Genomic DNA, 11,268 nt, shown 5'->3' on the forward strand with positions numbered 1-11,268 from the left:
GGCCCGGCGCGTCCCCCGCCGCCCTCTCCGTGTCCGTGAACGGCGAGGTCCGCCCGCTCGCCGCGGGCACCGCCCTGGACACCCTGGTCGCCGCCCTGACCACCGCGGGTTCCGGCGTGGCCGCCGCCGTCAACGAGACCGTCGTGCCGCGGGGCCGGTGGTCCGCCGTCGTGCTGGCCGACGGCGACCGCGTCGAGATCCTGACCGCGGTCCAGGGGGGCTGACCGTGTCCGACGACCTCTTCGCCCTCGGCGGCACCGACTTCGGCTCCCGGCTGATCATGGGGACGGGCGGGGCGCCCAGCCTCGACGTGCTGGAGCGTTCGCTGATCGCCTCCGGCACCGAGCTGACCACCGTGGCGATGCGCCGCCTCGACCCGACCGTGCAGGGCTCGGTGCTCTCCGTCCTGGAGCGGCTCGCCATCCGCGTGCTGCCGAACACGGCGGGCTGCTTCACCGCGGGCGAGGCCGTGCTGACCGCCCGGCTGGCCCGCGAGGCGCTCGGCACCGACTGGATCAAGCTGGAGGTGGTGGCCGACGAGCGGACCCTGCTGCCCGACCCGATCGAGCTGCTGGACGCCGCGGAGATCCTGGTGGACGACGGCTTCACCGTGCTGCCGTACACCAATGACGACCCGGTGCTGGCGCGCAGGCTCCAGGACGTGGGCTGCGCGGCGGTCATGCCGCTGGGCTCCCCGATCGGCTCCGGCCTCGGCATCCGCAATCCGCACAACTTCCGGCTGATCGTCGAGCAGGCCCGGGTGCCGGTGATCCTCGACGCGGGTGCCGGGACGGCCTCGGACGCGGCGCTCGCGATGGAGCTGGGCTGCGCGGCGGTGATGCTGGCGTCCGCGGTGACCCGGGCCCAGGAGCCCGAGCTGATGGCCGCGGCGATGCGGCACGCGGTGGCGGGCGGGCGCCTGGCGTACCGGGCGGGCCGGATTCCGCGCCGCCACTTCGCCGAGGCGTCGTCGCCGGTGGAGGGGCGTGCCCGGCTGGATCCGGAGCGCCCGGCCTTCTGATCCGCCGGGACGGTCTGCGGTTCATGTCCCTGTCACGGCTCGGCTGCAGTACGGCTCCGGGTCCGCCCCGGCCCGTGAGCCGGGTCCGTGGCGGCTCGTAGACTCACCTGCGTGGATACGACCCTCCAGGACCCTCTCGTCGGGCAGCTGCTCGACGGCCGCTACCGCGTCGATGCCCGCATCGCCGTGGGCGGCATGGCCACGGTCTACCGGGCCGTGGACACCCGGCTCGACCGGGTTCTCGCCCTCAAGGTGATGCATCCGGCGCTGGCGACCGACGCCACGTTCGTCGAGCGCTTCATCCGCGAGGCCAAGTCCGTGGCCCGCCTCGCGCACCCGAACGTGGTCGCCGTCTTCGACCAGGGCGCGCAGGAGCAGTACGTCTACCTGGCGATGGAGTACGTGGCGGGCTGCACCCTGCGCGACGTGCTGCGCGACCGCGGCGCGTTGCAGCCGAGGGCCGCGCTGGACATCCTGGAGCCGGTCCTGGCCGCCCTCGGCGCCGCGCACCGGGCGGGCTTCGTGCACCGCGACATGAAGCCGGAGAACGTCCTGATAGGGGACGACGGCCGGGTCAAGGTCGCCGACTTCGGACTCGTGCGGGCGGTGGGGTCCGTCACCAACACCACCGGGTCCGTCCTGGGCACGGTCTCCTACCTCGCCCCCGAGCAGATAGAGCACGGCACGGCGGACACCCGTACCGACGTGTACGCCTGCGGCGTCGTCCTGTACGAGATGCTGACCGGTGCCAAGCCGCACGGCGGGGACACCCCCGCCCAGGTCATCTACCAGCACCTCAACGAGGACGTCCCGCCGCCGTCGGCCGTCGTCCCCGGGCTCCCGGAGGAGCTCGACGGGCTGGTGGCCGCCGCCACCGCCCGCGACCCCGAGGCCCGCCCGTTCGACGCGGTGGCCCTGCTCGCCCGGACCCGCGAGGCGCGCACCGGCCTCACCGACGCCCAGCTGGACGCCATGCCTCCGCAGGCCACCGCCGAGACGCACGACGCCACCGAGGACCGCACCAGCGTGATCCCGCGGCTGCTCCCGGCCGACCAGGGCGTCTCGCACCACACCAGCCGGCTGGAGATGCCCCCTCCGGAGCCCGCGCGGCCCGCGGCGCGGGACCGCCGCCGCGGTGCGCCGCCGCGCTCCGTCCTCGTCGCGGTCGTCGCCGTGCTGCTGGCACTGGGGATCGGCACCGGCGTCTGGTACATCAACTCGGGGCAGTTCACCCGGGTCCCCGCGCTGCTCGGCCAGACCCAGAAGAACGCCGAGAAGCGGCTCGCGGACGCCGGTCTGGACGTCAAGGCCGTCGAACGGGGCTACAGCGACACCGTGGAGCGCGGCAAGGTCATCAGCAGCGAACCCGAGCCCGGCGCCCGCGTCAGGGGCAACGCCTCGGTGACCCTCGTCGTCTCGCGGGGGCCGGAGATCGTGAAGGTGCCCGAGCTCCGGGGCCTCTCCCTGGCCGACGCCAGGAAGGAACTGAAGAAGGTCGGCCTGGTGTCGGGCATGGTCACCAAGGAGTTCAGCGAGGACATCGTGCGGGGCGACGTGATCCGCACGGACCCCGGCGCGAACACCGGGCGCCACCCGGACTCCGCGGTCGCCCTCGTCCTCAGCAAGGGCACCCCGGTCGACGTCCCCGATGTCACCGGGCTGTCCGTCGAGGACGCCACCGCGGCCCTGGAGGAGGAGGGCCTGAAGGCCGAAGTGCTCCCCGACCGGGTGAACTCCCCCGAGGTCGCGGGCGACATCGCCCGCCAGTCGCCGGGCCAGGGCTCTGAGGCGGCCGAGGGCGACACCATCGCGCTCACGGTCTCGAAGGGCCCCCGGATGATCGACGTCCCGGACGTCACCGGGAAGGACGTCGACGAGGCCACGGCCGAACTGGAGGACGCGGGCTTCGAGGTCAAGGTCGACCGCCCGTTCCTCTCGTTCAGCGACACCATCGCGAGCCAGTCCGTCGACGGGGGCGACCAGGCCCCCGAGGGCAGCACCATCACCATCAAGACCAAGGGACTCTGAGATCCACATGCGCAACCCGGTCGGCGGCCACGTTCCGGTGGCCGGCGGACTCGCCAAGGTCGGCCTCCCCTACGCCCGGGAGATGGGGGCGGAGGCCGTCCAGGTCTTCGTCGCCAACCCGCGCGGCTGGGCGACCCCCGTCGGCGACCCGGTCCAGGACGAGCGGTTCCGGGAGGAGTGCGCCGCACGGTCCGTACCGGCGTACGTCCATGCCCCGTACCTGATCAACTTCGGGTCGCACACGGAGGCGACGGTCGAGAAGTCCGTCCTGTCGCTGCGCCACTCGCTGCGCCGGGCGCGGGAGATCGGCGCCCTGGGCGTCGTGGTGCACACCGGCTCGGCGACCGGCGGCCGGCCGCGCGAACAGGCCCTGGCCCAGGTCCGTACCCACATGCGGCCGCTGCTGGACGAGCTGACCCACGACGACGACCCGTACCTGCTGCTGGAGTCGACCGCCGGGCAGGGGTTCTCGCTCTGCTCCCGGACCTGGGACTTCGGGCCGTACTTCGAGGCGCTCGACGCCCATCCCAGGCTCGGCGTCTGCCTCGACACCTGTCACATCTACGCGGCGGGCCATGACCTGGCGGGGCCCGCGGGCATGCGGCGGACCCTGGACCTGCTGGTGGAGACGGTCGGCGAAGGACGGCTGAAACTGATCCACGCCAATGACTCCAAGGACGTGGTCGGGGCCCACAAGGACCGGCACGAGAACATCGGCTCCGGCCACATCGGCGAGGAGCCCTTCCGCGAGCTGTTCCGCCACCCGGCGACCGCCGGTGTGCCCCTGATCATCGAGACGCCCGGCGGCAAGGAGGGTCACGCGGCGGACGTGGCCCGGCTGAAGGGACTGCGCGACACGGACTGAGCCGGTCCTCCCGATCCTCGGCCCCGCGCGGGGCCGCCAGGTCAGAGCTCGGGGCCGTCCCCGGGCTCCTCCTGGTAGGAGTACCGCTGCTCGCGCCACGGGTCACCGATGTTGTGGTAGCCGCGCTCCTCCCAGAAGCCGCGGCGGTCGGCCGTCATGTACTCGACGCCCCGGACCCACTTGGGCCCCTTCCAGGCGTAGAGGTGCGGCACGACGAGGCGGAGCGGGAAACCGTGCTCCGCGGTGAGCAGTTCTCCGCCCTTGTGAGTGGCGAAAAGTGTTCGGTCCGAGGCGAAGTCGGCGAGCCTCAGGTTCGAGCTGAAGCCGTACTCGGCCCACACCATCACATGGGTGACGTGCGGTGCCGGCGGCGCGAGTTCCAGGACCGTACGGGCCAGGACCCCGCCCCATTCGGCGCCCAGCATGCTGAATTTGGTGACGCAGTGCAGGTCGGCGACGACCGAGGTGAACGGCAGCTCCGAGAACTCCTGATGGTTCCAGCAGTGCTTCTCGCCGTCCGCCGTGGCCCCGAAGACCCGGAACTCCCAGCGCTCGGGCCGGAACTTGGGAACGGGCCCGTAATGGGTGACCGGCCAGCCGCGCTGGAGTCGTTGTCCCGGCGGAAGCTCGGACTGCTCTGACGCGCGGTGTTCCCGGCTTTCCGGCTGACCCATGCCTCCATGGTGACAGACAGGCAGGGGTGGTCCCGACCAAGGAGGGGGCGATTCGGGCAACTCATAGTAAGTCTGCACTTACTGGACGGTTGCGGGGTGCAATGCGAGGATGCGGCCAACTTGCCCGTTTTCATCGGTTGGAAGGAGCCTCTGCGATGCAGGGCGACCCCGAGGTCCTCGAGTTCCTGAACGAGCAGCTGACCGCAGAGCTGACCGCCATCAATCAGTACTTCCTGCACGCGAAGATGCAGGACAACTTCGGCTGGACGAAGCTCGCGAAGTACACCCGCTCGGAGTCGTTCGACGAGATGAAGCATGCGGAGGTGCTCACGGACCGCATCCTCTTCCTCGACGGGCTGCCCAACTACCAGCGGCTGTTCCACGTCCGGGTGGGCCAGACCGTCACCGAGATGTTCCAGGCCGACCGCCAGGTCGAGGTGGAGGCGATCGATCGCCTCAAGCGCGGCATCGAGCTGATGCGCGCCAAGGGCGACATCACGTCGGCGAACATCTTCGAGTCGATCCTGGAGGACGAGGAGCACCACATCGACTATCTCGACACCCAGCTGGAACTGGTCGAGAAGCTCGGTGAGGCGCTGTACATCGCCCAGCAGATCGAGCAGCCGGACAGCTGATCCGGTCCGGAGGGTCAGGCCGCGTCGGGGAGCCGGATGCCGGGTGCGGTGCCGGGCGTCGCGCCCGGGACGGTGCCGGGGGCGACGATCCGGTCGTCGGTCCCGGGGACGGTGGTGGCCGGGGCGTCGCCGTCCGCGGCGCCGGACGCCCGCTTCCGGGCCGACGCCTCGCGCCGCGGGCAACTGCCCCGGCCCAGCATGGCCTGGATGGCGCGGACGCAGTTGCCGCAGTCGGTGCCCGCCTTGCAGGCGGAGGCTATCTGCCGGGGCGTGCAGGCTCCGGCGTCCGCGTGCTCCTTGACCTGCTTCTCCGTGATGCCGAAGCACGAGCAGACGTACACGCGGTTCACCTCCCGGCGGGATCGGTCCTTCGCCGCCTCCCCGTTGAGTGGTGAGGCGAACCTAACCTTACCTGGCGCGGGAAGGCGTTGAAAGCCTCCGAACGACCCGTGGGGCACGGATCACATCGATCCGTGCCCCACAGTCATGCGCGTGCCACCTGCGGTGATGCCTACTGGTCCCGGTACATCTCGGCGACCAGGAACGCCAGGTCGAGGGACTGGCTGCGGTTGAGCCTCGGGTCGCAGGCCGTCTCGTAGCGCTGGTGCAGATCGTCCACGAAGATCTCGTGCCCGCCGCCGACGCACTCGGTGACGTCGTCGCCGGTGAGCTCGACGTGGATGCCGCCCGGGTGGGTGCCGAGGGCCTTGTGGACCTCGAAGAAGCCCTTGACCTCGTCCAGGACGTCGTCGAAGCGACGGGTCTTGTGGCCGGAGGCGGCCTCGAAGGTGTTGCCGTGCATCGGGTCGGTCACCCAGGCCACGGTGGCACCGGACGCGGTGACCTTCTCGACCAGGGCCGGGAGCTTGTCGCGGACCTTGTCGGCGCCCATGCGGACGATGAAGGTCAGCCGGCCGGGCTCGCGCTCGGGGTCGAGGCGTTCGACGTAGCCGAGCGCCTCGTCGACGGTGGTCGTCGGGCCGAGCTTGATGCCGATGGGGTTGCGGATCCTGGAGGCGAACTCGATGTGCGCGCCGTCCATCTGGCGGGTGCGCTCACCGATCCAGATCATGTGGCCGGAGGTGTCGTACAGCTCGCCGGTGCGCGAGTCGGTGCGGGTCAGCGCCGACTCGTAGTCCAGCAGCAGGCCCTCGTGCGAGGCGTAGAACTCGACCGCCTTGAACTCGCCCGGGTCCGTGCCGCACGCCTTCATGAAGTTCAGCGCGTTGTCGATCTCGCGGGCGAGCGCCTCGTAGCGCTGGCCGGACGGGGACGACTTCACGAAGTCCTGGTTCCAGGCGTGCACCTGGCGCAGGTCGGCGTAACCACCGGTGGTGAAGGCGCGGACCAGGTTCAGCGTGGACGCGGAGGCGTGGTACATCCGCTTCAGGCGCTCCGGGTCCGGGACCCGGGCCTCCTCGGTGAAGGCGAAGCCGTTGACGGAGTCGCCGCGGTAGGTCGGCAGGGTGACGCCGTCGCGGGTCTCGGTCGGCTTGGAGCGCGGCTTGGAGTACTGCCCGGCGATCCGGCCCACCTTCACCACGGGCACGGAGGCCGCGTAGGTCAGGACGGCACTCATCTGGAGCAGCGTCTTCAGTTTGGCCCGGATGTGGTCGGCCGACACGGCGTCGAATGCCTCGGCGCAGTCGCCGCCCTGCAACAGGAACGCCTCGCCCTTGGCGACGGCTCCCATACGGGCACGCAGCTGGTCGCATTCGCCCGCGAAGACGAGCGGCGGATACGACGTGAGGTCCGCGATCACATCGCGCAGAGCCTCGGCATCGGGGTACTCGGGCTGCTGCGCCGCGGGAAGGTCTCGCCAGGTGTTGCCACCGGCGACGGAGGTATTGGCGTTCACGGTCACGTCCCCAACACTACGGGGTCCGGCCGGGCGTCCATCCGAAAGCTCAATAGGTGAGACACGCGCGTCCCGACGGCGCCGGCGTCGGCTAGGGTTCGGGACATGTTCGCGCAGAAGAACCAGAACTGGTGGTGGACCGCTCATCCGGCGGCCCACTGATCATCGCGCGACAGACCACGCGAAGGCCGCCCGAGGGGCGGCCTTCTCCGTGTTCCGGGGAGCCGTTCCTCCGATGGAAGGAACGCCCCATGAATCCGCTGCACCCTCGCACCGCCGCCGTCGTCGAGCGGCTGCTGGGCGACGACTGCCCGCCGTTCGCCCTGCTGCGCAGGCGCACCCCCGGCCACGACCACGACGTCGTCGACGTGCTGATCGGCCGGGTGCACGAGGCCGCCCGGCTCGCCGACATCCCGGTCGGCGAGCTGCCCTCGCTGGCCCTGGTGCCGTTCCGGCAGATCGCCGAGCGCGGTTTCGACGTGCGCGACGACGGGACGCCGCTGTCCGTGCTGGTCGCGGACGAGGCGTACGAGCTGCCGCTCGCCGAGGTGCTGGACCACCTGCCGGTGAAGGAGGTGCGCGTAGAGGGCGGAGCCTTCGACATCGGGGACGAGGAGTACGCCGGGATCGTCCGGCGGGTCGTCGAGGACGAGATCGGCCGGGGCGAGGGGGCGAACTTCGTCATCCGGCGGACCTTCCGGGGCGAGATCCCCGGCTTCGGCCGGACCGACGCGCTGGCCCTGTTCCGGCGGTTGCTGGCCGGTGAGCGGGGCGCGTACTGGACCTTCGTCGCGCACACGGGGAACAGGACGCTGGTCGGGGCCAGTCCCGAGGTCCATGTGCGGATGTCCGGCGGGACCGTCGTGATGAACCCGATCAGCGGAACGTACCGCTATCCCGCCGAGGGGCCGACGGCCGAGAGCCTGCTGTCCTTCCTCGCCGACCGCAAGGAGACCGAGGAGCTCTCCATGGTGGTCGACGAGGAGCTGAAGATGATGTGCACCGTCGGCGACATGGGCGGGGTGGTGGTCGGGCCGCGGCTCAAGGAGATGGCCCATCTGGCGCACACCGAGTACGAGCTGCGCGGACGCTCCTCGCTGGACGTGCGGGAGGTGCTGCGGGAGACGATGTTCGCGGCGACGGTCACCGGCTCCCCGGTGCAGAACGCCTGCCGGGTCATCGAGCGGTACGAGGCCGGCGGGCGCGGCTACTACGCGGGGGCCCTGGCCCTGCTGCGGCAGGAGCCGGACGGGACGCAGACCCTGGACTCGCCGATCCTGATCCGTACCGCCGACATCTCGGCCGACGGGCGGCTGCGGGTGCCGGTCGGGGCGACGCTCGTACGGCATTCCGACCCGGACGGCGAGGTCGCCGAGACCCACGCGAAGGCGGCCGGGGTGCTCACCGCGCTCGGGGTGCGGCCCGGCCGGCCCCGGGACGAGGAGGCCCGGCCCCGGCTGGCGGGCGACCCGCGGGTGCGGGCCGCGCTGGACGCCCGGCGGGACGGCCTCGCGCCGTTCTGGCTGCGGATGCAGGAGCGCGCCCACGAGCTGTCGGGCCGGGCGCTGGTGATCGACGGGGAGGACACCTTCACCGCGATGCTGGCGCACCTGCTGCGTTCCTCGGGACTGGACGTGTCGGTGCGCCGCTACGACGAGCCGGGGCTGCGCGAGCTGGTGCGGGCCCACGAGGGGCCCGTCGTGCTGGGCCCCGGGCCGGGCGACCCGGGCGACGGGTCCGATCCGAAGATGCGGCTGCTGCGCGGTTTCGCCGCGGAGCTGCTCCGGGAGCACCGGCACGGTCTGCTGGGGGTCTGCCTGGGCCATGAGCTGATCGCGGCGGAGCTGGGACTGGACATCGTCCGCAAGACCGTGCCGTATCAGGGTGCGCAGACCCGGATCGACCTGTTCGGGCGGCCGGAGACGGTCGGCTTCTACAACAGCTTCACCGCGCGCTGCGACGAGGACGCGGCCACCGGGCTGGCGGCGCGCGGCATCGGGGCGAGCCGGGACGCGGCGACCGGTGAGCTGCACGCGCTGCGCGGGCCGGGCTTCGCCTCGGTGCAGTTCCACCCGGAGTCGGTGCTGACGCTGCGCGGCTCGGCGATCGTGACGGAGCTGCTGGCGGGGCTGCCGGTGGCCGGCTGAAGAGCCGGAGGAAGCGGGCGGGGCCCGGGACGGTCCGGGGCCCGGTCCTCCGGGCCGGTCCGGTGTCCCGGTTCTCCGGGGCGGGCCGGGGCTCAGGCCCTCGGGAGCGCCGGGACGAGGACGTTCTCGCTGCGGCGGCCGGCCAGGTAGTCGGCGACGTTGCGCACCGTGGCGTCGATGATCTGCTCCACGGCGTCCCGGGTGTAGTACGCCTGGTGCGAGGTCACGATGACGTTCGGGAAGGTGACGAGCCGGGCGAGGGCGTCGTCGTCGATGCCCTCCAGGGACTTGTCGAGGAAGAAGAGCCCGGCCTCCGCCTCGTACACGTCCAGTCCGACGCCCAGGAAGCGGCCCGCGCGCAGTTCGGCGATCAGGGCCGTGGTGTCGATGAGTCCGCCGCGGCTGGAGTTGATCAGGATCGCGTCGTCCTTCATCCGCGCCAGGGCCTTCGCGCCGATGACGTGGTGGGTCGCGGGCAGCAGCGGGACGTGCAGGCTGACCAGGTCGGACTCGGCGAGCAGCCGTTCCTTGTCCACGTACCTCATGCCGAGCTCGACGCAGGCGGGGTTCTCGGCGACGTCCCAGCCGAGCAGTTCCATCCCGAAGCCGTGGGCGATGCGGGTGAACGCCTCGCCGATCTTGCCGGTGCCGATCACCCCCGCCGTGCGGCCGTGCAGATCGCGGCCGAGGAGTCCGTCGAGCCGGAAGTCGAAGTCGCGGGTGCGGCCCGCGGCCCGTACGACGCGGCGGTTGACGGCCATCGCGAGGGTCCAGGCGAACTCGGCGACCGAGTACGGCGAGTAGGAGGAGACCCGGGCGACCCGCAGGGCGAGCCGCTCGGCCACGTCGAGGTCGATGTTGTTGAAGCCGGTGGAGCGCTGGGCGATCATCTGCGTGCCCCCGGCCGCGAGGGTCTGCAGCACGCCGCTGCCCAGGTCGGCGTTGACACTGGTGGAGATGATCTCGTGGCCCGCCGCGATGGGGGCGGTGTCCTTGTTCAGGAAGACGTCCAGGCAGCGGACCTCGTGCCGGCCCGCGAACGCCTTCTCGATCAGCGGCTTCTCGTCGGACTGCACGCCGAAGGCCAGGATTTCCACGACTTCTCCCGTTCACCGCGCGGAGCTGGGGCATGGGCCGGTCCCCCGGCACCGGCCCTCGCGAATATACGGCCCGGGGCCCCGGCCCGCCGCCCGGCCGACGGCCCCGGCCGGCGCTCAGACGTCGTCGAGGCCGCGCTCGATCGCGTACCGCACCAGCTCCACCCGGTTGTGCAGCTGGAGCTTGCCCAGGGTGTTCTGGACGTGGTTCTGCACGGTGCGGTGCGAGATGACCAGGCGCTCGGCGATCTGCTTGTACGAGAGTCCCTTGGCGACCAGTCGCAGCACCTCGGTCTCGCGCTCGGTGAGCTGCGGAGCCTTGGGTTCGTCGGACGCGGCGGGCGCGGGGTCGGAGGCGAGCCTGCGGTACTCGCCGAGGACCAGTCCGGCCAGGCCGGGGGTGAAGACGGGGTCGCCGACGGCGGTGGACCGCACGGCCTCGGTCAGCTCCTGCGTGCTGGCCGACTTGAGCAGGTAGCCGGTGGCGCCGGACTTGACCGCTTCCAGGACGTCGGCGTGCTCGCCGCTGGCGGAGAGCACCAGCACCCGCAGCCCGGGGTTGGAGCCGACCAGCTCCTTGCAGACCTGGACGCCGGGCATGCCGGGCAGGTTGAGGTCGAGCACGAGGACGTCCGGCACCGCGGCCCTCGCCCTGCGGACGGCCTGCGGCCCGTCACCGGCGGTGGCCACCACCTCGAAGCCCGACTCGGAGAGGTCGCGGGCGACGGCGTCGCGCCACATCGGGTGGTCGTCCACCACCATGACCTTGATGGGCCGTTCCTCCGTGCCCCGGGTGTTCTCCGTGCTCATCCTGCTGTTCCCGCCTTCCCCCGTGAAACCTTCGGTACCTTCAACTCGACCTCGGTGCCCTGGCCGGGCACCGAAATCAACTCCGCCGTGCCGCCCAGGTCACGCAGTCTCCCCCGGATCGACAGGGCGACCC

The 11,268-nt window shown here is 71.7% G+C and carries 12 protein-coding genes and 1 pseudogene; 7 read left to right on the forward strand and 6 right to left on the reverse strand.

Annotated elements, in window-relative coordinates; translation table 11 throughout:
- The 4 genes from thiS to EAO76_RS07220 all read left to right on the forward strand — a co-directional run.
- Positions 1-224 (forward strand): sulfur carrier protein ThiS (gene thiS, locus EAO76_RS44365; protein WP_187438485.1); only part of this gene is annotated, 224 nt, incomplete at its 5' end.
- A gap of 2 nt (positions 225-226) precedes the next feature.
- The gene (locus EAO76_RS07210) at positions 227-1,021 is read left to right on the forward strand and encodes a thiazole synthase (RefSeq protein ID WP_148834458.1); all 795 of its coding nucleotides are present in this window, start codon (positions 227-229) and stop codon (positions 1,019-1,021) included.
- Positions 1,022-1,132: 111 nt separating this feature from the next.
- Positions 1,133-3,049, forward strand: coding sequence for a Stk1 family PASTA domain-containing Ser/Thr kinase (gene pknB / locus EAO76_RS07215; protein WP_148834460.1), 1,917 nt, complete (start codon positions 1,133-1,135; stop codon positions 3,047-3,049).
- 7 nt (positions 3,050-3,056) lie between these two features.
- Positions 3,057-3,914 carry a deoxyribonuclease IV gene (locus tag EAO76_RS07220; RefSeq protein WP_148834462.1) on the forward strand — a complete coding sequence of 286 codons (858 nt, stop codon included), beginning with the start codon at positions 3,057-3,059 and terminating at the stop codon, positions 3,912-3,914.
- Positions 3,915-3,955: 41 nt separating this feature from the next.
- Here the strand turns inward: EAO76_RS07220 and EAO76_RS07225 are convergent, their stop codons facing one another.
- The gene (locus EAO76_RS07225) at positions 3,956-4,588 is read right to left on the reverse strand and encodes a sulfite oxidase-like oxidoreductase (protein ID WP_148834464.1); all 633 of its coding nucleotides are present in this window, start codon (positions 4,586-4,588) and stop codon (positions 3,956-3,958) included.
- A gap of 155 nt (positions 4,589-4,743) precedes the next feature.
- Here EAO76_RS07225 and bfr point away from each other — a divergent pair, with 155 nt between their 5' ends.
- A complete protein-coding gene (gene bfr, locus EAO76_RS07230; protein WP_148834465.1) occupies positions 4,744-5,223 on the forward strand; it encodes a bacterioferritin in 480 nt (159 codons plus the stop codon).
- A 14-nt stretch (positions 5,224-5,237) separates the two neighbouring features.
- Here bfr and EAO76_RS07235 read toward each other — a convergent pair whose 3' ends face one another.
- Positions 5,238-5,564 carry a bacterioferritin-associated ferredoxin gene (locus EAO76_RS07235; RefSeq protein ID WP_148834467.1) on the reverse strand — a complete coding sequence of 109 codons (327 nt, stop codon included), beginning with the start codon at positions 5,562-5,564 and terminating at the stop codon, positions 5,238-5,240.
- 170 nt (positions 5,565-5,734) lie between these two features.
- Complete coding sequence (locus EAO76_RS07240) at positions 5,735-7,081, reverse strand: class II 3-deoxy-7-phosphoheptulonate synthase (protein WP_187438540.1); 1,347 nt, start codon at positions 7,079-7,081, stop codon at positions 5,735-5,737.
- 105 nt (positions 7,082-7,186) lie between these two features.
- Here EAO76_RS07240 and EAO76_RS47495 point away from each other — a divergent pair, with 105 nt between their 5' ends.
- Both EAO76_RS47495 and EAO76_RS07250 read left to right on the forward strand, forming a co-directional pair.
- Positions 7,187-7,243, forward strand: a complete 57-nt coding sequence (locus tag EAO76_RS47495) for a trp operon leader peptide (protein ID WP_148835614.1) — start codon at positions 7,187-7,189, stop codon at positions 7,241-7,243.
- An 89-nt stretch (positions 7,244-7,332) separates the two neighbouring features.
- On the forward strand, positions 7,333-9,228 hold the full coding sequence (locus EAO76_RS07250) for an anthranilate synthase family protein (protein WP_148834471.1): 1,896 nt from the start codon (positions 7,333-7,335) through the stop codon (positions 9,226-9,228).
- 92 nt (positions 9,229-9,320) lie between these two features.
- Here EAO76_RS07250 and EAO76_RS07255 read toward each other — a convergent pair whose 3' ends face one another.
- The 3 genes and pseudogenes from EAO76_RS07255 to EAO76_RS07265 all read right to left on the reverse strand — a co-directional run.
- Positions 9,321-10,325 carry a 2-hydroxyacid dehydrogenase gene (locus EAO76_RS07255; RefSeq protein ID WP_148834473.1) on the reverse strand — a complete coding sequence of 335 codons (1,005 nt, stop codon included), beginning with the start codon at positions 10,323-10,325 and terminating at the stop codon, positions 9,321-9,323.
- Positions 10,326-10,442: 117 nt separating this feature from the next.
- Positions 10,443-11,135 carry a response regulator transcription factor gene (locus EAO76_RS07260; RefSeq protein ID WP_148834475.1) on the reverse strand — a complete coding sequence of 231 codons (693 nt, stop codon included), beginning with the start codon at positions 11,133-11,135 and terminating at the stop codon, positions 10,443-10,445.
- Positions 11,132-11,268 (reverse strand): annotated as a pseudogene (locus EAO76_RS07265) (sensor histidine kinase); the annotation flags it as partial. The gene EAO76_RS07260 and the pseudogene EAO76_RS07265, both read right to left, overlap by 4 nt.

Origin of the sequence: Streptomyces sp. sk2.1, from assembly GCF_008120935.1 — a bacterium.
Classification (GTDB): domain Bacteria; phylum Actinomycetota; class Actinomycetes; order Streptomycetales; family Streptomycetaceae; genus Streptomyces.

Excerpts from the sequence above, each read along its gene's own strand:
- EAO76_RS07220 (WP_148834462.1), top strand. The coding sequence starts at position 3,057 with ATGCGCAACCCGGTCGGCGGCCACGTTCCGGTGGCCGGCGGACTCGCC.
- EAO76_RS07225 (WP_148834464.1), bottom strand. The coding sequence starts at position 4,588 with ATGGGTCAGCCGGAAAGCCGGGAACACCGCGCGTCAGAGCAGTCCGAG.
- bfr (WP_148834465.1), top strand. The coding sequence starts at position 4,744 with ATGCAGGGCGACCCCGAGGTCCTCGAGTTCCTGAACGAGCAGCTGACC.
- EAO76_RS07250 (WP_148834471.1), top strand. The coding sequence starts at position 7,333 with ATGAATCCGCTGCACCCTCGCACCGCCGCCGTCGTCGAGCGGCTGCTG.
- EAO76_RS07260 (WP_148834475.1), bottom strand. The coding sequence starts at position 11,135 with ATGAGCACGGAGAACACCCGGGGCACGGAGGAACGGCCCATCAAGGTC.